General features: G+C 59.9%; 22 protein-coding genes and 2 tRNA genes. 17 read left to right on the forward strand and 7 right to left on the reverse strand.

Features of this window, described 5'->3' with window-relative positions:
* The first annotated feature begins 38 nt into the window (after positions 1 to 38).
* From M5G20_RS24425 to M5G20_RS24440, 4 genes are all read left to right on the forward strand, one after another.
* Positions 39 to 413, forward strand: a complete 375-nt coding sequence (locus M5G20_RS24425) for an MGMT family protein (protein WP_443218326.1) — start codon at positions 39 to 41, stop codon at positions 411 to 413.
* Positions 414 to 457: 44 nt separating this feature from the next.
* Positions 458 to 2,017: an AmpG family muropeptide MFS transporter gene (locus M5G20_RS24430; RefSeq protein WP_150732132.1), complete on the forward strand. Its 1,560-nt coding sequence runs from the start codon at positions 458 to 460 to the stop codon at positions 2,015 to 2,017.
* Between the two features lie 143 nt (positions 2,018 to 2,160).
* Positions 2,161 to 3,876: a proline--tRNA ligase gene (locus M5G20_RS24435; protein ID WP_273921263.1), complete on the forward strand. Its 1,716-nt coding sequence runs from the start codon at positions 2,161 to 2,163 to the stop codon at positions 3,874 to 3,876.
* 17 nt (positions 3,877 to 3,893) lie between these two features.
* Entirely contained in the window at positions 3,894 to 4,847 is a 954-nt protein-coding gene (locus tag M5G20_RS24440) for a hypothetical protein (RefSeq protein ID WP_273921264.1), read from the forward strand.
* A 116-nt stretch (positions 4,848 to 4,963) separates the two neighbouring features.
* On the opposite strand, the gene dinB is transcribed toward M5G20_RS24440, so the two are convergent.
* Positions 4,964 to 6,025 (reverse strand): DNA polymerase IV, encoded by a 1,062-nt coding sequence (gene dinB / locus M5G20_RS24445; RefSeq protein WP_273921265.1) that lies wholly within the window; start codon positions 6,023 to 6,025, stop codon positions 4,964 to 4,966.
* A gap of 300 nt (positions 6,026 to 6,325) precedes the next feature.
* On the opposite strand from dinB, the gene M5G20_RS24450 reads away from it, so the two are divergent.
* From M5G20_RS24450 to M5G20_RS24465, 4 genes are all read left to right on the forward strand, one after another.
* Positions 6,326 to 6,402 (forward strand) — tRNA-Met (locus M5G20_RS24450).
* A 230-nt stretch (positions 6,403 to 6,632) separates the two neighbouring features.
* A tRNA-Met gene (locus tag M5G20_RS24455) sits at positions 6,633 to 6,709 on the forward strand.
* A 277-nt stretch (positions 6,710 to 6,986) separates the two neighbouring features.
* Positions 6,987 to 9,629: a bifunctional lysylphosphatidylglycerol flippase/synthetase MprF gene (mprF, locus tag M5G20_RS24460; protein ID WP_273921266.1), complete on the forward strand. Its 2,643-nt coding sequence runs from the start codon at positions 6,987 to 6,989 to the stop codon at positions 9,627 to 9,629.
* Positions 9,629 to 10,927, forward strand: a complete 1,299-nt coding sequence (locus M5G20_RS24465; RefSeq protein ID WP_273921267.1) for a virulence factor family protein — start codon at positions 9,629 to 9,631, stop codon at positions 10,925 to 10,927. The genes mprF and M5G20_RS24465 overlap by 1 nt, the downstream gene beginning before the upstream one ends.
* Positions 10,928 to 11,149: 222 nt before the next feature.
* On the opposite strand, the gene M5G20_RS24470 is transcribed toward M5G20_RS24465, so the two are convergent.
* Positions 11,150 to 13,051 carry a potassium transporter Kup gene (locus M5G20_RS24470; protein ID WP_273921268.1) on the reverse strand — a complete coding sequence of 634 codons (1,902 nt, stop codon included), beginning with the start codon at positions 13,049 to 13,051 and terminating at the stop codon, positions 11,150 to 11,152.
* A gap of 291 nt (positions 13,052 to 13,342) precedes the next feature.
* Here M5G20_RS24470 and rimO point away from each other — a divergent pair, with 291 nt between their 5' ends.
* The 6 genes from rimO to tsaA all read left to right on the forward strand — a co-directional run bounded on the left by rimO (position 13,343) and on the right by tsaA (position 18,492).
* Complete coding sequence (gene rimO, locus M5G20_RS24475; RefSeq protein ID WP_024011887.1) at positions 13,343 to 14,680, forward strand: 30S ribosomal protein S12 methylthiotransferase RimO; 1,338 nt, start codon at positions 13,343 to 13,345, stop codon at positions 14,678 to 14,680.
* Between the two features lie 123 nt (positions 14,681 to 14,803).
* Positions 14,804 to 15,277, forward strand: a complete 474-nt coding sequence (locus M5G20_RS24480; protein ID WP_273921270.1) for a GNAT family N-acetyltransferase — start codon at positions 14,804 to 14,806, stop codon at positions 15,275 to 15,277.
* Positions 15,278 to 15,466: 189 nt separating this feature from the next.
* Complete coding sequence (locus M5G20_RS24485; protein ID WP_034146799.1) at positions 15,467 to 16,177, forward strand: rRNA pseudouridine synthase; 711 nt, start codon at positions 15,467 to 15,469, stop codon at positions 16,175 to 16,177.
* 76 nt (positions 16,178 to 16,253) lie between these two features.
* A complete protein-coding gene (locus M5G20_RS24490; RefSeq protein WP_273921271.1) occupies positions 16,254 to 16,724 on the forward strand; it encodes a DUF1456 family protein in 471 nt (156 codons plus the stop codon).
* A gap of 207 nt (positions 16,725 to 16,931) precedes the next feature.
* Positions 16,932 to 17,702: an SDR family oxidoreductase gene (locus M5G20_RS24495; RefSeq protein ID WP_273921272.1), complete on the forward strand. Its 771-nt coding sequence runs from the start codon at positions 16,932 to 16,934 to the stop codon at positions 17,700 to 17,702.
* A gap of 91 nt (positions 17,703 to 17,793) precedes the next feature.
* Entirely contained in the window at positions 17,794 to 18,492 is a 699-nt protein-coding gene (gene tsaA / locus M5G20_RS24500) for a tRNA (N6-threonylcarbamoyladenosine(37)-N6)-methyltransferase TrmO (RefSeq protein WP_273921273.1), read from the forward strand.
* Between the two features lie 91 nt (positions 18,493 to 18,583).
* Here the strand turns inward: tsaA and fpr are convergent, their stop codons facing one another.
* Positions 18,584 to 19,363: a ferredoxin-NADP reductase gene (gene fpr, locus M5G20_RS24505; RefSeq protein WP_008054100.1), complete on the reverse strand. Its 780-nt coding sequence runs from the start codon at positions 19,361 to 19,363 to the stop codon at positions 18,584 to 18,586.
* A 133-nt stretch (positions 19,364 to 19,496) separates the two neighbouring features.
* Between fpr and M5G20_RS24510 the strand changes: the two genes are divergently transcribed.
* Positions 19,497 to 20,423 (forward strand): LysR family transcriptional regulator, encoded by a 927-nt coding sequence (locus tag M5G20_RS24510; protein WP_075946790.1) that lies wholly within the window; start codon positions 19,497 to 19,499, stop codon positions 20,421 to 20,423.
* Here the strand turns inward: M5G20_RS24510 and M5G20_RS24515 are convergent.
* From M5G20_RS24515 to M5G20_RS24525, 3 genes are all read right to left on the reverse strand, one after another.
* On the reverse strand, positions 20,420 to 20,782 hold the full coding sequence (locus M5G20_RS24515) for a diacylglycerol kinase (protein WP_008060649.1): 363 nt from the start codon (positions 20,780 to 20,782) through the stop codon (positions 20,420 to 20,422). The genes M5G20_RS24510 and M5G20_RS24515 overlap by 4 nt on opposite strands.
* Before the next feature lie 75 nt (positions 20,783 to 20,857).
* Positions 20,858 to 21,508, reverse strand: coding sequence for a response regulator transcription factor ErdR (gene erdR / locus M5G20_RS24520; RefSeq protein WP_034149864.1), 651 nt, complete (start codon positions 21,506 to 21,508; stop codon positions 20,858 to 20,860).
* Between the two features lie 220 nt (positions 21,509 to 21,728).
* Positions 21,729 to 22,472: a tRNA-uridine aminocarboxypropyltransferase gene (locus M5G20_RS24525; protein ID WP_273921274.1), complete on the reverse strand. Its 744-nt coding sequence runs from the start codon at positions 22,470 to 22,472 to the stop codon at positions 21,729 to 21,731.
* Between the two features lie 189 nt (positions 22,473 to 22,661).
* On the opposite strand from M5G20_RS24525, the gene M5G20_RS24530 reads away from it, so the two are divergent.
* Positions 22,662 to 23,084 (forward strand): PA3611 family quorum-sensing-regulated virulence factor, encoded by a 423-nt coding sequence (locus tag M5G20_RS24530; RefSeq protein ID WP_273921275.1) that lies wholly within the window; start codon positions 22,662 to 22,664, stop codon positions 23,082 to 23,084.
* Here M5G20_RS24530 and M5G20_RS24535 read toward each other — a convergent pair whose 3' ends face one another.
* Complete coding sequence (locus M5G20_RS24535) at positions 23,085 to 23,279, reverse strand: hypothetical protein (RefSeq protein WP_273921276.1); 195 nt, start codon at positions 23,277 to 23,279, stop codon at positions 23,085 to 23,087. It abuts the gene before it with no gap.
* 483 nt (positions 23,280 to 23,762) lie between these two features.
* Here M5G20_RS24535 and M5G20_RS24540 point away from each other — a divergent pair, with 483 nt between their 5' ends.
* Positions 23,763 to 24,881 carry a TIGR00730 family Rossman fold protein gene (locus tag M5G20_RS24540; protein ID WP_273921277.1) on the forward strand — a complete coding sequence of 373 codons (1,119 nt, stop codon included), beginning with the start codon at positions 23,763 to 23,765 and terminating at the stop codon, positions 24,879 to 24,881.
* Positions 24,882 to 24,904 lie beyond the last annotated feature (23 nt).

Genomic DNA, 24,904 nt, shown 5'->3' on the forward strand with positions numbered 1-24,904 from the left:
CTGCTGATCGAGGATTTACTCTACGGGCGGTACTGTGAATTTCCTCAGGAACTGCGCACGTGATCGAAACAAACGCTGAACCCGAAAGCGCGGCACAAATCCGACGCACGGCACTCTATCTGACCTTGGCGCAAGTGCCCGAAGGCAAGGTGGTGAGCTATGGTCAGTTGGCAGAGCTGGCGGGTCTGGGGCGGGCGGCGCGCTGGGTGGGACGAACCCTGAGCCAGCTGCCCGGCGACAGCAAGTTACCCTGGCACCGGGTACTCGGCGCCGGCGGGCGCATCAGCCTCCCCGCTGGCAGTCCATCGGGGGATGAACAACGCGCGCGATTGCGTATGGAGGGCATCAGTATCCTGAATAATCGTGTTGATATTCAGCGTCATGGGTGGCGCCCGGTAGAGCACAGCGGTTAGAGTGCGCGCTTTGTTTCCGTATTTCTTGAGGCAGACTCCAGCCCATGCCCCGTAAAACCTGGCGCGCCGCGCTCGCTGCCTATGCCAGCCCCTCGACGCTTGTACTGTTGTTGCTGGGTTTCGCCGCCGGCCTGCCCTACATGCTGGTGTTTTCGACGCTTTCAGTCTGGCTGCGTGAAGCCGGTGTGGCGCGCGAGACCATCGGTTACGCCAGCCTGATTGGTCTGGCCTACGCCTTCAAATGGGTCTGGTCACCGCTGCTCGACCAATGGCGCCTGCCGTTGCTCGGCAAGCTGGGTCGACGACGCTCCTGGCTGGTGCTTTCCCAAGCCCTGGTGATTCTCGGCCTGATTGGCATGGGTTTCTGCGACCCGCAAAAACATCTGTCCTGGTTGATCGCCATCGCGGTGGTCGTCGCATTCGCCTCGGCGACGCAAGATATCGCGGTTGACGCCTATCGCCTGGAAATCGCCGAAGACAATCGACAAGCCGCCCTGGCCGCCAGCTACATGTCCGGTTATCGAATCGCGGCGCTGCTGGCCACGGCCGGCGCGTTGTTCTTCGCTGAAGGCTTCGGCTCCACCGGCTTCAATTACAAACACTCGGCCTGGGCCGGTACTTACCTGCTCTTCGGCGCGCTGATGGTCCCGGCGTTGCTGACTACCCTCTTCATGCGCGAACCGCCGGTACCACTGCGCACGCAACTGCAGGCCGGGCGCTACAGCTTTGTGCATCAACTGGCTTCGGTGTTCGTGCTGATCGTATTACTGGTTTCCGTGCCAGCCATGTTCACCCAGCTCTACAACACCGACTTCGCCAGCGTGCTGTTCGAAGGCGTGAGCCTGCTCGACCTGCTGCTGCAAGACCGCGCCTTCCTGCGCGCAATCCTCTACACCACGCTCACCGCCCTGTGCCTGTCAGCCATGGGTCGTCGCGGCCTGGCGCCGGTACTGACCCCGGTCAACGACTTCATTCTGCGGTATCGCTGGCAAGCGCTTTTGTTGCTCGGCCTGATCGCCACCTACCGGATGTCCGACACGGTCATGGGCGTGATGGCCAACGTGTTTTACATCGACCAGGGCTTCACCAAGGACCAGATCGCCAGCGTCAGCAAAATCTTCGGCCTGATCATGACCCTGGTGGGCGCCGGCATGGGCGGCCTGCTGATCGTTCGATTCGGCATCCTGCCGATCCTGTTCATCGGCGGCGTAGCCTCGGCCGGGACCAACATCCTGTTCCTGATGCTCGCCGACATGGGCCCCGACCTGAACATGCTGGTGGTGACCATCTCGCTGGACAACTTCAGCTCGGGCCTTGCGACCTCGGCGTTCGTGGCCTACCTGTCGAGCCTGACCAACCTCAAATTCTCCGCCACCCAATACGCCCTGCTCAGCTCGATCATGCTCCTGCTGCCACGCCTGATCGGCGGCTACTCCGGGGTCATGGTGGAGAAATTCGGTTACCACAATTTCTTCCTGATCACCGCCCTGTTGGGTGTGCCGACGCTGGTGCTGATCGCCTTGCACTGGTTCCAGGAGAGCCGCCGCGAAGGCCCGACGCCGACGCCGGAGCCTGTACCGACCCAGGTCGTGGAAGAATCGTAGGAAGTATCCGCAGGAAACAACACGGAGGGCGCGACGATTCCCGCCCTCCTGCCACACCGCCGACCGCACGCCTGTACGACAGCGGATCTCGCCCGTACAATGCTCCGTCATTTCTCGTCATCAGCAATCGATAACGGCCAACCATGCGCACCAGTCAATTTTTGCTCGCCACACAGAAAGAAACGCCTTCCGACGCGGTCGTGATCAGCCACCAGCTGATGCTGCGCGCCGGCATGATCCGCAAACTTGCCTCGGGCCTGTACACCTGGCTGCCGATGGGCTTGCGAGTGATGCGCAAGGTCGAAGCTGTCGTTCGTGAAGAAATGAACGCCGCCGGCTCGCTCGAAGTGTTGATGCCGAGCACTCAACCGGCTGAACTGTGGCAGGAATCCGGTCGCTGGGAAGAGTACGGCCCTGAGCTGCTGCGCTTCAAGGATCGCCACGGTCGCGATTTCTGCGCGGGCCCGACCCACGAAGAAGTCATCACCGATCTGATGCGCAACGAGCTGAGCAGCTACAAACAGCTGCCGATCAACCTGTACCAGATCCAGACCAAATTCCGTGACGAAATCCGCCCACGCTTCGGCTTGATGCGCGGCCGCGAATTCATCATGAAGGACGCCTATTCGTTCCACGCTGACCAGCCTTCGCTGCAGGTCACCTACGACCGCATGCACCAGGCGTACTGCAACGTGTTTACCCGCCTGGGCCTGAAGTTCCGCCCTGTAGAAGCCGACAACGGTTCCATCGGTGGCGCCGGTTCCCACGAGTTCCACGTACTGGCCGAGTCCGGCGAAGACGACATCGTCTTCAGCAACGGTTCCGACTACGCGGCGAACATCGAGAAAGCCGAAGCCGTGCCTCGCGAGACCTCGCGTGCTGCAGCGACCGAAGAGCTGCGTCTGGTCGACACTCCAGACACCAAGACCATTGCCGCACTGGTGGAAAAATTCAATCTGCCGATTGAGAAGACCATCAAGACCCTGATCGTGCATGCCGAGGAAGAAGGCAAGCTGATTGCCCTGATCATCCGCGGCGATCACGAACTCAACGAAATCAAGGCTGCGAACCAGCCAGGCGTGGCCAGCCCGCTGGTCATGGCCAGCGATGCCGAACTGCGTGACGCCATTGGCGCCGGCGCAGGTTCCCTCGGCCCGCTGAACCTGCCACTGCCAATCATCATCGACCGCTCGGTCGAACTGATGAGCGACTTCGGCATCGGTGCCAACATCGACGACAAGCACTACTTCGGCGTGAACTGGGAGCGCGATCTGCCGGTTCCGACCGTTGCCGACCTGCGTAACGTGGTCAGCGGCGACCCAAGCCCGGACGGCAAGGGCACCCTGGAAATCAAGCGCGGCATCGAAGTCGGGCACATCTTCCAGCTGGGCAACAAGTACAGCAAGGCGATGAAGTGCGAAGTGCTGGGCGAGAATGGCAAGCCGGTGACCCTGGAAATGGGCTGCTACGGCATTGGTGTATCCCGCGTGGTTGCGGCGGCCATCGAACAGAACAACGACGACAAAGGCATCATCTGGAGCGACGCCCTCGCGCCTTTCCAGATCGCCCTGGTGCCGTTGCGCTATGAAACCGACCTGGTTCGCGAAGCCACCGACAAGCTGTATGCAGAACTGACTGCCGCCGGCTTCGAAGTGCTGTTGGACGACCGCGACAAGAAAACCAGCCCGGGCATCAAGTTCGCGGACATGGAGCTGATCGGCATTCCTCACCGGATCGTGGTCAGCGACCGTGGTCTTGCCGAAGGCAACCTGGAATACAAGAGCCGTACCGAGGCCAAGCCGCAAGCGCTGCCAGTCGCCGACGTACTGCCTTTCCTTCAGGCCCGTATCCGCCGCTGAAACCAGATAGAGACATCATGTTCAAGCGAAACACCTTAGGCCTCGGTGGTGCCGCCCTGTGCGGCACCCTGCTGGTCAGCGGCTGTGCCAATCACATGTCACAACGCAGCGAGCACGAGGAACGTGTCGAGCGCAAATTGCTCGATCACAGCCTGCAGATTGATGTTGGTGAGCCCAAGGTGCTTGAGCTGCCGCAACGCCGGGTGAAAATCCACGAGCAGAAGACCTTCGAAGTCACCGAGTTCGAGGTCACGCGCCATTACGATCGCTACACGCCGTACCAACCCTGGCGGGAGGTCTACGAGATCCCGTTGGGCGCGGTGGCGGTGGTCGGCGGCGTCGGCGCGAACGTGGCCAATGTTTTCGCCCTCGGCAACCTTCCGGATAGCATGACCAAGGACTGGTTCAGCTACGGCTTTGCCGGGCTTAACCCGTTCATGAACGTGCAATCCAACGGTCGCGCGCAGCAGAACCTGGCCGGCATCGATGAAGTCCAGCTCGACAAGCGCACGGAATACTCGAGCCTGCCGTGGAGCGAGCGTCCGGTACAGGTCAAGGCCGGCAAGGAAACCTTCGAGCTGAGCACCGACAAAAACGGCGTATTGCGCCTGAACCTGTTGGACAGCCCGTTCGCCGAACACGACCTCAATCATCTGAGCAAGCTGCAGATCAATGTCGAGGACGCCAAGGACGACGTGCATACCGACTCGTCCCTCGCCCTCAGCCATACCTTGCGCGGCAAGCTGCTTGAAGCCCACGGGTTGATTTACGACGACCTCGAAGACGACGAAGTGAGCCAGTGGGTGCACCGGGTCAAGCGTCTGTCGGAACTGGGTCTGGAAGAAGAAGCCAGCGAGCTGGAGCAAAGCCTGATTGAACTGACTCGCAATGATCCTGAGTTGCAGACTGAGTTCTTGAAGTCGCTGACCAAGGATGCCGGGCGGTTGGTGGCCGATCCTGGACCGGATTAACACCTGAAAAGCATCGCGGGCAAGCCCGCTCCCACAAGGACGATACGGTACCTGTGGGAGATTCCATGGTTGAGGGGAAGCCCTCAACTGGCTTTTGGTTGGTATTCGCTCTGCCCCTACCGTTCAAACAACTCCATCTGCTCAAACCCGCCCCGCAAATCCTCCAGCCGCACCCCCACCCCCAGCAACCGCACCGGTTTACCGCCGCGATTGAATGCCTGGGTCAGCAACAACTGAAAACTGCCCAGGTCCCGCCCTGCACCGGCCTGCTCCAGCGTGGTCTGGGTGAAGTCATGGAACTTCACTTTGACGAACGGCTTGCCCGGCCGATAGCTGCTGTCGATTCGTTCCATACGGGTTTTGAGGCTATCCAGCAGTTCCGGCAGCTTGTCGAGGCAGCTGCGCAGATCCGGCAGGTCAACGTCGTAGGTATTTTCGACACTGATGGACTGCCGACGACTGTCGTTATGCACCTGGCGATCATCGATCCCACGCGCCAGGCTCCAGAGTCGCTCACCAAAGCTGCCAAACTCACGCACCAGCGCCAACTTGTCCCACTCGCGCAAGTGCGAGCAATCGACGATGCCGAGCTTGCCCAAACGCTCGGCAGTGACTTTGCCGACCCCATGCAGCTTGCTGACCGGCAAGCCGCTGACAAACTCATCGACCAGATCCGGTGTGATGACAAACAAACCGTTAGGCTTCTTCCAGTCACTGGCGATCTTGGCGAGAAACTTGTTAGGTGCCACACCCGCCGACACCGTAATGTGCAGCTGATTGGAAACACGACGGCGGATGTCCTGGGCGATCCGCGTGGCGCTTCCTGCGAAATGAGCGCTGTCCGACACGTCGAGGTAAGCCTCATCCAGCGACAGCGGCTCGATGATGTCAGTGTAATCGCGAAAAATCGTATGAATTTCCTTTGATGCTTCTCTATAGGCATCCATACGCGGCTTGACGATGGTCAGGTCCGGACACAGCTTCAATGCATGCCCGGAAGACATGGCCGAACGCACCCCATACGCCCGCGCCTCATAATTGCAGGTGGCAATGACCCCACGCCGATCCGCGGAGCCCCCTACCGCCAGGGGCTTGCCGGCCAGGCGCGGGTCATCTCGCATCTCGATGGCGGCGTAGAAACAGTCACAATCGACGTGGATGATTTTTCGCTGGGTCATATAAACGCGGTGTTCATGATGAAGAATTAGCGTTATCAGGTGTAGGACACGCAGTATCTCACCGACACCTGTATATAGCACCAGTAGTGGGGAATGTTCTTGCGTACCTGTAGGAAAACGCTCGATGAATTTATTTTCTCAATCGGAAAGCTCACGCCAATAGAGCTGAAAGCCTTGCCACGCCTGCGTCTCAGGCCTTTCAAAGCACTCGTCTGATAGCTAAGCAATTGAAGCAAAACGGATTTTCTCGAACCTGCGGGTTGACACCCCGACGATTCTCTATAGAATGCGCCACACAGACGCGGGATGGAGCAGTCTGGTAGCTCGTCGGGCTCATAACCCGAAGGTCGTCGGTTCAAATCCGGCTCCCGCAACCAAACATCAAAAAAGGCTACTCGAAAGAGTGGCCTTTTTTGTGCGTGCCTGTTTCATGGGATCGAGCATCGAACTGATACTGAAGCCTGAATCGACGCAAATGAGAAATCGTTGCGATTCTGTGACTTAAGCTACACCTGCGACCGTTTGCCGCTCTTTTACGTTTATTTGACCCTTCCGGGGATTAACGGTTGACACCTCGCCGATACTCTATAGAATGCCGCCACACAGACGCGGGATGGAGCAGTCTGGTAGCTCGTCGGGCTCATAACCCGAAGGTCGTCGGTTCAAATCCGGCTCCCGCAACCAAACATCAAAAAAGGCTACTCGAAAGAGTGGCCTTTTTTGTATCTGTTGAAAAAGTCCTTTCGCAACAATGATCTGTCACTGTGTAGCACGCCGTTCGGGGTCCCCCATGCGCCGAGTCCAGACTATGCTCCATCGCAGACTGAACCCTCTACGCTGATGACGCGCGCTCCCCATCATCCAGGGCTCAGCGTTAAAATTTGTAATTATTTTTTTCTACAGGGATTGGTAACTTGGCTAGATACCTCCATCCTGTCGCGCACAATCCAAGAGGTGATTGATGCGCGCCAACTCGTCTGATCCACAAGACACCGTCACAGCGACACAACCGATCAAGGCCGAGCGACTGCGCTTGCTTGATCGCGCCAGTAAATACCGTCAGCCCATCGGCCTTGCGGTCACGCTGCTGTTGTTCGCGATCGCGCTGATTGCCTGTCGTCACCTGCTGAGCGAACTTGATCTGGACGCTCTGCGCGACTCAATGTTCGACGTACCAAAACCGGCCTTGCTCGGAGCACTGGGCGCGACCGTGGCAGGCTTCATCATATTGCTCGGTTACGAATGGTCAGCCAGTCGCTACGCCGGCGTGAGCCTGGCACCGCGCACCCTGGCTCTGGGCGGCTTCACCGCTTTCGCCATCGGCAATGCCATCGGCCTTTCGATGCTCTCGGGCGGTTCGGTTCGCTACCGTTTATATGCGCGTCACGGCCTCGGGGCCACTGAAGTCGCGCACATGACGCTGTTCGCCAGCCTGTCGCTCGGTTGCGCCCTGCCGCCGCTGGCAGCACTGGCGACGCTCAGCAGCCTGCCCGCGGCCTCTGCGGCGCTGGGGCTGTCCGAAACCTTGCTTGGTGCCATCGCTGCCGCCGTGCTGCTGTTGTTCAGCGTGCTCGCCATCGGCTTATACCGTCGCCGCCTGCCGGAACAACCTTACGCCGATAACCTGCTGGTCAAGATCGGTCGTCGCACCCTGCGCCTGCCAGGGCGCCGCCTGACGTTCCTGCAATTGTTCATCACCGCGCTGGACGTAACCGCCGCCGCGACCGTGCTTTACCTCCTGCTGCCGCAAGCCCCGCCCTTCGGCGCGTTCCTGCTGGTGTATCTGCTGGCTTTGGCTGCGGGCGTACTCAGCCATGTACCGGGTGGCGTCGGCGTGTTCGAAGCAATCTTGCTGGCGGCCTTTTCCGACAAGCTCGGCGCCGCGCCACTGGCCGCCGCCCTGCTGCTCTACCGCCTGATCTACGTGGTGCTGCCGATGTTGGTGGCGTGCCTGTTGCTGTTGATCAACGAAGGCCAGCGCCTGTTCCAGACCCGTCAGACGCTGCGCGCCGCGTCTGGCCTGGCAGCGCCGATCCTTGCTGTGCTGGTGTTCCTGTCCGGCGTGGTGCTGTTGTTTTCCGGGGCAACTCCGGAAATCGACACCCGCCTGGAACACATCGGCTTCCTGATTCCCCATCGGCTGGTCGACGCCTCGCACTTTGGCGCCAGCCTGATCGGCGTGTTGTGCCTGCTGCTTGCCCAGGGCCTGCGTCGACGACTGTCGGCGGCGTGGATGCTGACCACCGTTCTGTTGCTGGTCGGCGCCCTGCTCTCGCTGCTCAAGGGTTTCGACTGGGAAGAAGCCAGCCTGATGGTGCTGACCGCGAGCCTGCTGGGGGTTTTCCGCCGCTCGTTCTATCGCCCGAGCCGTTTGACCGAACTGCCGTTCTCGCCGCTGTATCTGGTGGCCAGCCTGTGCGTACTGGGTGCGTCGATGTGGCTGCTGCTGTTCGCCTATCAGGACGTTCCTTACAGCCATCAATTGTGGTGGCAGTTCACCCTTGATGCCGATGCCCCTCGTGGCTTGCGCTCGCTGCTCGGCGCCGCGGTGTTGCTGGTGGTGGTGTCCCTGACCTGGCTGCTGCGCACTGCCCGGCCGGTTATTCACCTGCCGACGCCCGATGAACTGGAGCGCGCCAGCAAGATCCTCATGGCATCCGCGCAACCGGACGGCGGCCTGGCGCTGACCGGTGACAAGGCGCTGCTGTTTCACCCCAACGACGAGGCGTTCCTGATGTATGCCCGTCGTGGCCGCAGCCTCGTGGCGCTGTACGACCCGATCGGCCCAGCCCAGCAACGCGCGGAAATGATCTGGCAGTTCCGTGACCTGTGCGACATCCACCACGCCCGTCCAGTGTTCTATCAAGTGCGCGCGGAGAACCTGCCGTACTACATGGACATCGGCCTGACCGCGATCAAGCTCGGTGAAGAAGCCCGGGTCGATCTCAAGCGCTTTGATCTCGAAGCCAAGGGCAAAGAGATGAAGGACCTGCGCTACACCTGGAACCGAGGCACCCGCGATGGCCTGTCGCTGGAAATCCATGAGCCGGGCCAGGCGCCGATGGATGAGCTCAAGGTGATTTCCGATGCCTGGCTGACTGGCAAGAACGTGCGCGAGAAAGGCTTCTCCCTCGGCCGTTTCAGTGATGATTACCTCAAGCATTTCCGCATTGCGGTGATCCGTTTCGAAGGACGCCCGGTGGCATTCGCCAACCTGCTCGAGACCTACAGCCATGACCTGGCCAGCCTCGACCTGATGCGTGCGCACCCGCAAGCTCCGAAGCTGACCATGGAATTCATGATGGTCGGCCTGATTCAACATTATAAGAGTCACGGATACGCGCGTTTCAGCCTGGGCATGGTGCCGTTGTCGGGGTTGCAACCCCGTCGCGGGGCACCGCTGACCCAGCGCCTGGGCTCGATGGTTTTCCGCCGTGGTGAGCAGCTCTACAACTTCCAAGGCTTGCGCCGCTTTAAAGACAAGTTCCAGCCTGACTGGGAACCCCGTTATATGGCCGTGCCCGCCGGACTCGATCCGCTGGTTGCCCTGGCCGATACTGCCGCCCTGATCGCGGGCGGCTTGACTGGATTGGTGAAACGCTGATGATTCAACGCTCCCTGAAGTACATCCTGGCCGCACTGATTGTGCTGGCCGCGATTCTCGGCGGCGGTTTCTGGTACCTCAAACGCCCGGCACCGGAACCGACCTTTGAACAGCTCACGCCGGCCAATGGCGCAGCCATGACCCGCGTTATCCCCGGCACCACGCCGAAAGCCCAGGTGCTGGTGGCGGTCACTGACGATCAAAAGCTCAATGACAAGCAACTGACCGCCCTGAGCCGCAGCGCCTCGGCGCAAATCGTCCAGGTGATTCTGCCCAAGGACTGCCTGCTGCAAAGCCGCGCCTTGCAAGCCGGCCTGCGCGAGCTGAAAGGCCCGGCCACGCTGGTCAGCGGCATCGGCCCGGGCGCCGTGCTGGCCTGGCGCTGGTTGTCGGAACAGAAGAACGACAAGGCCCAGGCCGTGTCGGTGGGCCTGGCCCTGGAAAAACCCGATGGCTGCACGCACTTGCTGCCGAAAAGCGCCGCCCACGGTCACTGGCTGGTGGCCTGGAACGACAACCCGGACGACACCAGCGCCGGCTTCGTGCGCGACCAACCCAACGCCGAAACCAGCATCAGCGACTACGACATCAACCTGCCGCAAGTGCTGAACAACGAGCTGCGCAAGCTACTCGTCGGCGGCGACAAAGCCGCCGGCGGCCTGCAGATTCCGGTGGTTGAAGTACCGGCCGGCCAAGCCAGGGACACGGTCACCCTGTTCCTCTCCGGTGACGGCGGCTGGCGCGACCTGGATCGCGATGTTGCAGGCGAAATGGCCAAGATCGGCTACCCAGTGGTTGGCATCGATACCCTGCGCTACTACTGGCAACACAAGAGCCCCGAGCAAAGCGCCCTGGACCTGGCAGAACTGATGCAGCACTACCGGCAGAAATGGGGCACCAAGCGCTTCATCCTCACCGGCTACTCGTTCGGTGCCGACGTTCTGCCAGCGATCTACAACCGTCTGGAGCCAGCAGAACAACAGCGCGTCGACGCGATCATCCTGCTGGCCTTCGCCCGTACCGGCAGCTTCGAAATCGAAGTCGAAGGCTGGCTCGGCAATGCTGGCAAAGAAGCCGCCACCGGCCCGGAAATGGCCAGGCTGCCCGCCGCCAAAGTGGTGTGCATCTACGGTGAAGAAGAAGTCGATGAAAGCGGCTGCACCGACAAGACCGCCGTAGGCGAAGTCATCAAGCTGCCCGGCGGCCACCACTTCGACGAAAACTACCCGGCGCTGGCTCAACGGTTGGTGGATGTGATCGAGAAGCGGCAAGCCAAGGAAACTGAAGCTCAGGAGTGATCTGTAGTTTCACCCACGAAAAACGCCCCGACTCGCGAGAGCCGGGGCGTTTTTTTGGTCTTCACGAAACTTCGCAAAGCCATGCTCTATCGGTAGGAGCCGGCTTGCTGGCGATGGCGGCCTTCCAGTCGACATCGCCGCGCCCGACACACCACCATCGCCGGCAAGCCGGCTCCTACAGATACTTGTATTATCCGCAGGACCCGGGATTGCGCGAAGGGCCTACATCTCCACCTGCGTCCCCAACTCAATCACCCGGTTCAGTGGCAGATTGAAGAAGCGCAGGTTGCCGTTGGCGTTCTGCAACATGAAGGCGAACAGCGCCTCGCGCCAGCGGGACATGCCTTCGAGCTTGGAGGCAATGACCGTTTCGCGGCTGAGGAAATACGTGGTGCGCATCGGGCTGAAGTCCAGTTCGTCGAGATGGCACAGCTTCAGCGCCTGCGGTACGTCCGGTTCATCGGTGAAACCGAAATGCAGGATCACCCGGAAGAAACCTTCGCCGTAAGACTCGACCTCGAAGCGTCGGTTCGGCGGCACCCGCGGGATGTCTTCGTACACCACTGTCAGCAGCACCACTTGCTCATGCAGCACCTGGTTATGCAGCAGGTTGTGCAACAACGCGTGAGGAACGGCGTCCGGTCGCGCGGTGAGGAACACGGCCGTGCCCTGCACGCGATGCGGCGGTTGCACGGCGATACTGCTGATGAAAATATCCAGCGGCAGGCCACCCTCGTCGATACGTTCGACCAGCAGCTGCTTGCCGCGCTTCCAGGTGGTCATCAGCACGAACAGCGCGAGCCCCGCGATGACCGGAAAAGCCCCACCCTGAATGATTTTCGGCACGTTGGCGGCGAAGTACAGACTGTCTACCAGGAGGAAACCGATCAACAGCGGCACGGCGAGGAGCGGAGGCCATTTCCACAAGAGCAATATCACCGCCGACACCAGAATAGTGGTCATCAGCATGGTCCCGGTCACGGCCACACCGTAGGCCGACGCCAGCGCACCCGAGGATTCGAAACCCAGCACCAGCAAAATCACGCCGACCATCAGCGCCCAGTTCACTGCACCAATGTAGATCTGGCCCTGCTCAGCGCTGGACGTGTGTCGAATGTGCATGCGCGGAATGTATCCGAGCTGGATCGCCTGACGTGTCAGCGAGAACGCACCGGAGATCACCGCTTGCGAGGCAATGACCGTGGCCAGCGTCGCCAGGCCGACCAGCGGAATCAACGCCCAGCTCGGCGCCAGCAGGTAGAACGGGTTGCGCGCGGTTTCTGGATCGCCGAGCAGCAGCGCACCTTGACCAAAGTAGTTCAGCATCAGCGCTGGCAGTACAAGGATGAACCACGCACGGGCAATCGGCTTACGACCGAAGTGGCCCATGTCGGCGTAAAGTGCTTCGGCGCCGGTCAACGCCAGCACGACCGCGCCAAGGATCGCCACGCCCATGCCTGGGTGCACGATGAAGAAACGCACGCCCCACGCCGGGTTCATCGCTTGCAACACTTCAGGGTGCTGCAGGATGCCGTAGACTCCCAACGCACCGAGCACCACAAACCAGGTGACCATGATCGGCCCAAACAGAATGCCAATGCGCGCGGTGCCGTGACTTTGAATCAGGAACAGCGCCACCAACACCACCAGCGACAGCGGCACGACCCAGTGGTCGATACCCTCGAATGCCAGCCCCAGGCCTTCAATCGCCGAGAGCACGGAAATCGCCGGCGTGATCATGCTGTCGCCATAGAACAGCGCCGCACCGATCAACCCGCAGACCACCAGTAACGAGCGCAATTTCGCGTGCCCTGCCGCCGCCCGCCGCGCCAGCGCAGTCAGAGCCATAATCCCGCCCTCGCCCTGGTTGTCGGCGCGCAGGACAAACATCATGTACTTGATCGACACGACCCAGATCAGCGACCAGAAGATAAGCGCCAGGATCCCCAATACGCCGTCATGATTGACCGGCACACCATAGTCGCCGGAAAACACTTCCTTGAGGGTGTACAGCGGGCTAGTGCCGATATCGCCGTAAACCACTCCGACCGCCGCGACCAGCATGCCGATCGGCTTCGCTGCCGAATGCTCGGCCCCCGCCGCCTGACTACTTGTCTGCCCCATCCACCACTCCTAGTACCCAGACCCGGGCTTCTTTGACGAAGCACTATGCTTTTGCCGTGCAGCATGCGCTGTTTTACTTCACGTTACAGACGTTTTGTTGACAGTAAAAAATCGGTAAAGCCCAACGGCGCGAAGCATAGCGCAGCACTCGTCGTATTTCCCTGCATAAAGCTGGTCAAGTGCGTCCACCATCGCTAGAATTGCGCACTTTTTGATCAGAGGCGCGATAAAGCGTCCGTCTGTCGCCTTGCCGATCACGGCTGGAGGCGTCACAAAACACCGAGGTTAGACATGTCCACCACTCCTGCGCCGGCCAATCCAAAGGTTGGCTTCGTATCCCTGGGTTGCCCGAAAGCACTGGTCGACTCCGAGCGCATCCTTACCCAGCTGCGCATGGAAGGCTATGACGTCGTGTCCACCTATCAGGACGCCGATGTCGTGGTGGTCAACACCTGCGGCTTCATCGATTCGGCCAAGGCAGAATCTTTGGAAGTGATCGGCGAAGCGATCAAGGAAAACGGCAAGGTCATCGTCACCGGCTGCATGGGCGTCGAAGAAGGCAACATCCGCGACGTGCACCCGAGCGTGCTGGCCGTGACCGGTCCGCAGCAGTACGAGCAAGTGGTCAACGCCGTGCACGAAGTCGTGCCGCCGCGTCAGGATCACAACCCGCTGATCGACCTGGTGCCGCCACAAGGCATCAAACTGACCCCGCGCCACTACGCGTACCTGAAGATTTCCGAAGGCTGCAACCACAGCTGCAGTTTCTGCATCATCCCGTCGATGCGCGGCAAACTGGTCAGCCGCCCGGTGGGCGACGTACTCGACGAAGCCCAGCGCCTGGTCAAATCCGGTGTTAAAGAGTTGTTGGTGATCTCTCAGGACACCAGCGCCTACGGCGTCGACGTGAAATACCGCACCGGTTTCTGGAACGGCGCGCCGGTGAAAACCCGCATGACCGAACTCTGCGAAGCCCTCAGCACCCTCGGTGTCTGGGTGCGCCTGCACTACGTTTACCCGTACCCGCACGTTGACGAACTCATCCCGCTGATGGCCGCCGGCAAAATCCTGCCGTACCTGGACATCCCGTTCCAGCACGCCAGCCCGAAAGTGTTGAAGTCGATGAAACGCCCGGCGTTCGAAGACAAGACCCTGGCGCGCATCAAGAACTGGCGCGAAATCTGCCCGGACCTGATCATCCGCTCGACCTTCATCGTCGGCTTCCCGGGCGAGACCGAAGAAGACTTCCAGTACCTGCTGAACTGGCTGACCGAAGCCCAGCTCGACCGTGTCGGCTGCTTCCAGTACTCGCCGGTCGACGGCGCACCGGCCAACGACCTGGACCTGGAAGTGGTGCCGGATGACGTCAAGCAGGATCGTTGGGAGCGTTTCATGGCGCACCAGCAGGCCATCAGCTCGGCGCGCCTGCAAATGCGCATTGGCCGTGAAATCGAAGTGCTGGTCGATGAAGTCGACGAGCAAGGCGCGGTCGGCCGCTGCTTCTTCGATGCCCCGGAAATCGACGGTAACGTATTCATCGACAACGGCAGCAACCTGAAACCGGGCGATAAAGTCTGGTGCAAAGTGACTGACGCCGACGAATACGACCTGTGGGCTGAACAGATCTAAACGCAAAAAATATGAAAAGCCCCGCTCTCTTGACGAGATGCGGGGCTTTTTTACGGCTATCGTTTGGTGAAGAACGGAATCTCACCTTTTACAGCCGGTTGCAAAGATAAGGAGCAGGCGGGCATGCGCCAACATTCGGTCATCCACACACCGAAACAGAGTGACTATGAAGAACTGACCCGGGTCTGGGAGGCCTCGGTGCGCGCCACCCATGATTTTCTGCCGGACAGCTACATCAATCTGCTGAAGAACCTGGTGCTGACCCGCTACCTGGATGCGGTGATGCTGATTTGCACCAAGGACGCCAGCCAGCGCATCACCGGATTCGCCGGGGTTGCGGCGGGCAAAATCGAAATGCTCTTTATCGACCCGAAACATCGTGGTCAGGGACTGGGCAAGAAATTGCTGCGCTATGCCCTGGAAAACCTCAACGCCGATGAACTGGACGTCAACGAACAGAACCCGCAAGCGTTGGGGTTTTATTTCAAACAGGGTTTCGAAGTGATCGGCCGCTCGGAAGTCGATGGCATGGGCCAGCCGTATCCGCTGTTGCATATGCGAATGCGCCAAAATCACAAACTTTCACAGCACGGCTGACCTGACACTGAACCCTGTGGGAGCTGGCTTGCCAGCGATGCAGACGCTGCGGTCTATCCTGATGCGCCAAGGTGATGCAATCGCTGGCGAGCCAGCTCCCACAGGAAATGCAAGCGCATTGAAATGGGACCGGGCTTAACCGGCGCCAGGCAGGTACAATGCCCACCCCTTTTTTGTTACGGCCCTGACATGACTGACCCGATTCGTCTCTCCAAACGCCTCATCGAACTCGTCGGCTGTTCCCGTCGGGAGGCTGAGCTGTTCATCGAGGGCGGCTGGGTCACCGTCGACGGCGAAGTCATCGACGAGCCGCAGTTCAAGGTCGGCACCCAGAAAGTCGAGCTCGACCCAGAGGCCAAGGCCACTGCGCCGGAACCGGTCACCATTCTGTTCAACGTGCCTGCCGGCATGGACGCGGACACCGCCATGGCGACCATCAGCGCCGAGACGCTGAGTGAAGAGCACCGCTACGGCAAACGTCCGCTCAAGGGCCACTTCCAGCGCCTGACCGCCAGCACCGACTTGCAAGCCAACGCCAGCGGTCTGCTGGTGTTCACCCAGGACTGGAAGATCCTGCGCAAGCTCACGGCCGACTCCAACAAGATCGAGCAGGAATACGTGGTCGAAGTCGAAGGCGACATGGTCGAACACGGTCTTAACCGCTTGCAGCACGGCCTGACCTACAAGGGCAAGGAATTGCCGGCAGTCAAGGCCAGCTGGCAGAACGAAAACCGCCTGCGCTTTGCCATGAAGAACCCGCAACCGGGCGTGATCGCCCTGTTCTGCCAGGCCGTCGGCCTGAAGGTCGTGGGCATCCGCCGCATCCGCATCGGCGGCGTGTCAATCGGCAAAGTGCCCGTGGGGCAATGGCGTTATCTGTCCGGCAAAGAGAAGTTCTAAGACTTCTGACGCCGCCACACATTTTGGTGCCGCTGTTTTATGCGACACCCACTGCTGAATATCAGGACTGCACACCATGATTCACAATGACGTACTGCGCAGCGTGCGCTACATGCTCGACATCAGCGACAAGAAAGTCATCGAGATCATCAAGCTCGGCGGCATGGACGTAACCCTGCCTGACTTGCTGACCTATCTCGATAAAAAAGAAGAAGACGAAGAAGGCTTCGTACGCTGCCCGGACGAAGTCATGGCGCACTTCCTCGACGGTCTGGTGATCTTCAAGCGCGGCAAGGATGAAAGCCGTCCACCACTGCCGATCGAAGTGCCGGTGACCAATAACATCATTCTGAAAAAGCTGCGCGTGGCCTTCGAACTGAAGGAAGACGATATGCACGCGATCCTCAAGGCTGCCGAGTTCCCGGTGTCCAAGCCTGAGCTGAGCGCGCTGTTCCGCAAGTTCGGCCACACCAACTACCGCCCGTGCGGCGACCAGTTGCTGCGCAACTTCCTCAAGGGCCTGACCCTGCGCGTCCGCCCGCAATAAGCGTTCATTTCCCTCCGTAGGAGCCGGCTTGCTGCGGACGCTGTTCCGACGATGGCGATTTCAATGACGCCATCGCCAGCAAGCCGGCTCCTACAGGGGGGGGTCGCAGGCCAGGCTGTATGAATCCCCATTCCGCGCAAAAATAGTGGCTCCGCTTCCCGCGACTGACGACTAGGGTGTAAAGACCTTCAGCTCTCAGGATTAGCCATGCATCACTACTTTTCCCTGCAAGGCCGCACCGCCCTGGTGACCGGCGGCACCCGCGGTATCGGCAAAATGATCGCCAAGGCCTATGTCGAGGCCGGCGCGACCGTGTACGTCTGCGCCCGCGACGTCGAGGCCTGCCAGCAGACGGCTGATGAACTCGGCGCCCTCGGACGCTGCCACGCCGTGGCCGCCAACCTGGTCACGGAAGAAGGTGTGCAACAACTGGCTACGCGCCTGGGCGAGCAGATCACCCATCTCGATATTCTGGTGAACAACGCTGGCACCACCTGGGGCGCGCCACTGGAAAGCTACCCGATCAAGGGCTGGGAAAAGGTCATGCAGCTCAACGTGACCTCGGTGTTCAACTGCATCCAGCAGTTCCTGCCACTGCTGCGCAAGGCGGGTTCCGAGGTAAATCCGGCGCGGATCATCAACATCGGCTCGGTAGCTGGCATTTCCTCCTTCGGCGAACAGGCTTACGCCTACGGCCCCAGTAAAGCAGCGCTGCATCAATTGTCGCGGATCCTGGCCCGGGAGCTGGTCAGCCAGCACATCAACGTCAACGTGATCGCGCCAGGACGCTTTCCGAGCAAGATGACTCAGCACATCGGCAACGATGAACAGGCACTGGCGAAGGACACAGATTTGATTCCAATGAAGCGTTGGGGGCGTGAGGAGGAGATGGCGGCGCTGGCGATCAGCCTGGCGAGTACCGCCGGGGCGTATATGACCGGGAATATCATTCCGCTGGATGGTGGGTTCAGCCTCTGACACCCGCTTTTGTGGCGAGCGAGCAAGCTCCCTCGCCACAGAATGCGCATGGGTTATCATGCCCGCCTCTTTTGCGCCTCGATTTCAAACCATGACCTACAGCGTTTCCCCCATCGGCTTCGTGCGCTCCTGCTTCAAGGAGAAGTTCGCCATCCCGCGCCAACCGCAACTGGCGCCGGCCGCACGCGGCGTTCTGGAACTGGTGGCGCCGTTCGATCAGGGTGATGCCGTGCAGGGCCTGGAACAGGTCAGCCATGTCTGGCTGCTGTTCCTGTTCCATCAGGCGCTGGAAGAAAAGCCGCGCCTGAAGGTCCGCCCTCCCCGCCTCGGCGGCAACAAATCCATGGGCGTATTTGCGACCCGCGCAACCCACCGCCCCAACGGCATTGGTCAATCCGTGGTGAAGCTGGACAAGGTTGAAGCCGATCGCCTGTGGATATCCGGCATCGACTTGCTGGACGGCACGCCCATCCTCGATATCAAACCCTACGTGCCCTACGCCGACATCATCGACGATGCCTCCAATACCATCGCCAGCGCCGCGCCGCCGTTGATTGCCGTGGAGTGGACGGATGCCGCGTTGCAACAGGCTCATGGCCATGCTCAGCGCCTCGCAGAGCCTTTGGTCGAGCTGATCGAGCAATGCCTGGCGCAGGATCCACGCCCGGCTTACCAGACGCCTGCGCCGGAACGGGAGTACGGTGCGCAATTCTGGGATCTGGACGTTCGCTGGCACTACCCGACGCCAGAGCAGATTCGCGTCCTGGAAGTCATCCCCGCAAGCGAGTAGACGCCGGAAACAAAAAAGCCCGCGCTACCTTTTCAGGTAGCGCGGGCTTTTTGCAGGAGCTGGCTTGCCAGCTCCTGCAGGTGACCTGTGGTCACTTCTCGACGAACGCACGCTCGATCAGGTAATCACCCGGCTCGCGCATCCGCGGCGAAACTTTCAGGCCGAAGCTGTTCAACACTTCGCTGGTCTCGTCGAGCATGCTCGGGCTGCCGCACAGCATGGCGCGGTCGTCCTGCGGGTTGATCGGTGGCAGGCCGATGTCGCTGAACAGCTTGCCGCTGCGCATCAAATCGGTCAGGCGACCTTCGTTCTCGAACGGCTCGCGGGTCACGGTCGGGTAATAGATCAACTTGTCACGCAAGGCGTCGCCGAAGAATTCGTTCTGCGGCAGGTGCTCGGTGATGAACTCGCGGTAAGCGACTTCGTTGACGTAACGCACGCCGTGGCACAGGATCACTTTTTCGAAACGCTCGTAGGTTTCCGGGTCCTGGATGACGCTCATGAACGGCGCCAGCCCGGTACCGGTGCTGAGCAGGTACAAATGCTTACCAGGCTTCAAGTCGTCCAGCACCAGCGTGCCGGTAGGCTTCTTGCTGATGATGATCTCGTCGCCTTCCTTCAAATGCTGCAACTGGGAAGTCAGCGGACCATCAGGCACCTTGATGCTGAAGAACTCGAGATGCTCTTCCCAGTTCGGGCTGGCGATCGAGTAAGCGCGCATAAGCGGGCGGCCGTTGGGCTGTTGCAGGCCGATCATCACGAACTGACCGTTCTCGAAGCGCAGGCCCGGATCACGGGTGCACTTGAAGCTGAACAGAGTGTCGTTCCAGTGATGAACACTGAGGACACGCTCGTGGTTCATGTTGCTCATGTACGTGGGACTCCTGGAGATTGGTCTGCGCTTGCTCTTGCAGAGCCGGGGTGCGCAATTGCATCGCATTCTAATAGCGACGACAATATCTGTTAACTGGATTATTAAGATAAGGGTTATCGGTTATATCGATATGCGATTTACTCTCCGTCAACTTCAAGTCTTCGTCGCCGTCGCCCAGCAGGAAAGCGTATCCCGTGCTGCGGGCCTGCTCAACCTCTCGCAATCGGCGGCAAGCACCTCGATCACCGAACTGGAGCGCCAGTGCAGCTGCCAGTTATTCGACCGTGCCGGCAAACGACTGAGCCTCAACGCCTTGGGCAAACAGCTGTTGCCGCAGGCGGTGGCGCTGCTTGACCAGGCCAAGGAAATCGAAGACCTGCTCAACGGCAAGTCCGGTTTCGGCTCACTGGCGGTGGGTGCGACACTGACCATCGGCAACTATCTGGCCACCCTGCTGATCGGCAGCTTCATGCAGCGCCACCCGGAAAGCCAGGTAAAGCTGCATGTGCAGAACACTGCCAATATCGTGCAACAAGTGGCGCACTATGAAATTGATCTGGGTCTGATTGAAGGCGATTGCAGCCACCCGGACATCGAAGTGCAGAGCTGGGTGGAAGATGAACTCGTGGTGTTTTGCGCGCCGCAGCACCCCTTGGCCAAGCGCGGCACCGCAACCATGGATGAACTAAGCCACGAAGCCTGGATTTTGCGTGAACAAGGTTCCGGCACGCGCCTGACGTTTGACCAGGCCATGCGTCATCACCGCAGCGCGCTGAATATCCGCCTGGAGCTCGAGCACACCGAGGCGATCAAGCGCGCGGTGGAGTCCGGCCTGGGGATTGGGTGCATATCGCGTTTGGCACTGCGGGACGCCTTCCGCCGCGGCAGCCTGGTGGCGGTAGAAACGCCGGATCTGGATCTGGCGCGGCAGTTCTACTTCATCTGGCACAAACAGAAGTACCAGACATCGGCGATGCGCGAGTTCCTCGATCTGTGCCGCGCCTTCACCGCCGGGGTTCAGCGCAGCGACGAGATCGTGCTGCCAACCATCGCTTAAAGCAGAATCACGGCCCACACCAGCGCAATCATGGTCAACGCCACCAGCTGCGCGGCACTGCCCATGTCCTTGGCGTTTTTCGACAGTGGGTGCAACTCAAGGGAAATACGGTCGATGGCCGCTTCTACCGCCGAGTTGAGCAACTCGACGATCAGTGCCAGCAAACAGACGGCAATCAGCAAGGCCTGCTCGACACGGCTGACGTTCAGGAAGAACGACAGCGGGATCAGGATCACATTGAGCAAGACCAACTGGCGAAATGCGGCTTCCCCGGTAAAGGCTGCGCGCAGGCCGTCCAGCGAGTAGCCGGAGGCATTGAGGATACGTTTAAGGCCGGTCTGGCCTTTGAAAGGTGACATAGCGTGGGCAACTGATCGAAAGGGAGTGGGAAAGCTAGATTAACCAAAGTCAAAAAAGCGTGAAGATGCCAACCCTTAGTGGCTCGAAATTGACTCAAGTTGTTGCAGCAGCAAGGCCGCCTGAGTCCGGGTCCGCACATTCAGTTTACGGAATATAGCCGTTACGTGCGCCTTGATGGTCGCTTCGGAAACGCTGAGTTCATAAGCGATCTGTTTGTTCAGCAAACCCTCGCAGACCATCGTCAAGACACGGAACTGCTGCGGTGTCAGGCTGGCAAGCCCTTCACTGGCAGCCTTGGCCTCATCGGAAACGCTGACGGCCTCGAACGCCTGCGGCGGCCAGAACACGTCGCCATCAAGTACCGCACGCACGGCTTTCTGGATCACGCTCAAATCACTGGATTTGGGAATAAAACCGCTGGCGCCGAATTCACGGGACTTGACCATGATCGTAGCCTCTTCCTGAGCGGAGACCATGACCACCGGAATCTGCGGGTACTGACCGCGTAATAGCACCAGCCCGGAAAAACCGTACGCCCCAGGCATGTTCAGGTCCAGTAGCACCAGATCCCAATCGGCTTTTTCAGTCAGGCGGGTTTCCAGCTCGGCAATGCTTGCCACTTCCACCAGGCGCACATCGGGACCGAGGCCCAGGGTCAACGCTTGATGCAAGGCAGAGCGGAAAAGCGGGTGGTCATCGGCAATCAGGATTTCGTATGTGGCCATTTTTCAAATGATCCTGTTCTTCTAACAACTCGAGATGCAGCCAAGAAGCTGCACCTGGGGGCACGCTCAACGCCAATACGTGGCAATTCACGTAGCTATTCAAATAACGAATACGGCGTATCAAACTTCGGCCGCGCCCTGAACGGCGCCAAGCATGCCCAGCGAAACCGGGGTGGTCAAGCTACAAGGCCACTACAGTCTTTTGCAGTATGGGCGACAATCAACGCATGCTCGCGGCGGCATTCTGCACGAACGGTAACAACTCGGCATGTGCGGGTGTTTCAACGTTCATTTCAAGCTGACGCTTGGCATCGAGATAATGCTGGCTGAACACATCGAAATAAGCGTCCAGCGCCGATGCCGCCTGCTCGTCACCCGCCAGATCGAGGCACAGTGCCGCGACTTCCGCGGTGCACAGGTGCTCGCTGCGTGTGGAGCGGCGCAATTGATAGCGGGACAGTTTTTCTGGCAGCAGACTCAGGATCGGCAGCGAGTCGAAGTAAGGGCTTTTGCGGAAAATCTTCCGGGCTTCGGTCCAGGTCGCGTCCAACAGAATGAACAGCGGCCGCTTGCGGCTATCCACCGCCACGCTGTGGGTCACGCGCTCAGGCGCGACATATTCCCCCGGAAACACCAGATAGGGCTGCCATTGCGGGTCTGACAGCAACGCCAGCATGCGGGGGTCGATTTCGGTGCGCGACCAGATGAACGCGTGGTTATCACGCACCACGTCGGCGATCAGCCAACCGGTATTGCTCGGCTTGAACACTTCCTTGCTGGTCATGATCAGGCACACCCCGGAGCGGGCCTCGACCTGCGGGCGCCAGGCGCACAGGCAGTGGCTCTCGATCACGCGGCAGGCGCGGCAACGGGTGGCGCGCCAGCCACGGGCCTGAATCGGTTTGATGCCTTCGTCTTCGCGCTGATCGCGCAGGCGGGCTACGGCGTTGGGGGCATGGCTCATTGCAGGCAACGCTGGCAGGACAGTGGGGTCGACACGAAAAACACTCGGCAGGGCAAAAAGTACCGGCAGTTTACCAGACCGACAGGGCCAAGCCTGTACCGTCCAGGCCGCCTCCCCTATAATTTGCCGCCACTGAACGCACAGTCACGTGACGGGTCAAACCACCCATCACTGCCCCAGGAGAGTTTCATGCTGCGCCTTATCGTTCCCACCGCTGCCATTCTGCTGGCTTCGTCCTTCAACGCTCAGGCTGCATCCTTGAGCGAGCAGAATCTGAACAGAGAGCTGCGCAACGTCGCCGCACAAAGCAGCGTTGGTACGCCACGGGCGATCAATGAAGACATTCTCGATCAGGGCTACACCGTCGAAGGCAATGTCCTGATCAACCATTTGAGCGTGCAAAGCAGCCACGCCAACCAGATGCGCGCCGACCCCAAAGCCGTGTACTTCCAGCTGGGCGCCTCGGTCTGCAACAACCCGGCTTTCCGTAAACTGATGGCCAAGGGCGCCGTCATGCGTTACGACTTCACAGAGGTGAAGACCAACCGCGCAGTGGGTTCTGCCAGCTATCAGGAATCGGACTGCCCGAAAGCGACGCCGAAGAAGAAGTAATCAGTGGGATTTGGCGCGCCGCTGTTCATCCTCGGCGCGCAACTCTGCCAGCAATGCCTGCAGATATCGTGAACGCCGCTCCGCACCCACAAGACGCCGGCAGCACTCCTCTTCGAGACTCAAATGATTGGTCTCGGCTGCGGACTTCAGTAATCGATACAGCTGCGTATCGATCTCCAGAATGACTCTGGCCATGGTTTCCCGCCTCCCTGCTCCTCACTCGCGTTGAGCGATAAATCCTTGAATTGCTTGTATCGTGCGCCCTGCCGTTGACGCAAAGTTGTCGTGTCACACCTGTAACTTAGTAAATCAGAGTGCTGGACGTTCGGCTCGCGCTCAGACGAGCGGTGAAACCACCTTGCAAATCGTCAATAAGCGGTTGCCAGGAAAGGCTTTGCGGCGCAATGATCAAGGCAGCGCAAATCACCGCGAGGGTCTAGATTCTACGTATCCACACTCACTTGTCAGGGCAGGAAAGGGGCCGCCCGTTACGTATTGTGTTGTGCGAACGTTTCTTTCATCCAAGGGATAAACAGAGCCTGTTTGGATGGTCCGATGACTCTTCGGACCCAGTGGATCGCCCAGGCATGGGCCTGGGCAGACAGCGACACATGAAGTGTCGTGGCGTCGACGATTGCGTAGTCGCAGCCGTGGGCTCTGTGCAGAAGGAGAAGTTGAATGCCTTACCAACCGAATGACCTCCTGAGCCGCCATTTTGAAGAAAGCGGCCACGACCTCATCAGCAAGGTAGAAGAGCAACTCAGCCTTGTTTCCCCCAACAGCCCGAACATCCCGATCTACCGTGACATGATCCTGACGGTGCTGCGCATGGCCCAGGATGACCACAACCGCTGGAATGCCAAGATCACACTGCAAGCCCTGCGCGAACTGGAGCAAGCCTTTCGGGTGCTGGAACAGTTCAAGGGTCGGCGCAAAGTCACGGTGTTCGGCTCTGCCCGCACCCCGATAGAACATCCGCTGTATGGCCTCGCCCGCGAACTCGGTACCGCGCTGGCGCATTCGGACATGATGGTTATTACCGGCGCTGGTGGTGGCATCATGGCCGCGGCTCACGAAGGTGCCGGCCTGGATCACAGTCTGGGCTTCAACATCACCCTGCCCTTCGAACAGCATGCCAACCCCACCGTCCAGGGCACGACCAACCTGCTGCCCTTCCACTTTTTCTTCACCCGCAAGCTGTTCTTCGTCAAGGAAGCCGACGCGCTTGTCCTGTGCCCGGGCGGTTTTGGCACGCTGGATGAAGCGCTGGAAGTGTTGACGCTGATCCAGACCGGCAAAAGCCCGCTGGTCCCCGTGGTACTGCTCGACGCGCCGGGTGGCACATTCTGGCAAGGAGCGCTGGAGTTCATTGAGCAGCAACTGGTGGAAAACCGCTATGTCCTGCCTACCGACATGAACTTGGTGAACCTGGTCTACACCGCCGAGGAGGCCGTGGAGCACATCAACCAGTTCTACAGTAACTTCCACTCCAGCCGCTGGCTCAAACATCAGTTCGTGATTCGCATGAACCACAAACTCAGTGAGCGCGCCCTCGAACACATGCAGGAAGCATTCGCCGACCTGTGCCTGAGCGATCACTTTCATCAGCACGCATACAGTGGCGAGGAACATGACGAAGCGCAGTTCAGCCACCTGGCGCGGCTGGCCTTCACCTTCAACGCACGTGACCATGGTCGATTGCGGGCGCTGGTGGACTACATCAACCTGCCGGAGAACTGGGCGCAATCCCAGCCTCAGGCACAACAGCGCACACGCACGCCATCCAAGGTTACTTAAGGCAAAAAAAAACGGCCCGCTAT

Origin of the sequence: Pseudomonas sp. TNT2022 ID1044 (assembly GCF_028656895.1) — a bacterium.
Taxonomy (GTDB): domain Bacteria; phylum Pseudomonadota; class Gammaproteobacteria; order Pseudomonadales; family Pseudomonadaceae; genus Aquipseudomonas; species Aquipseudomonas reinekei.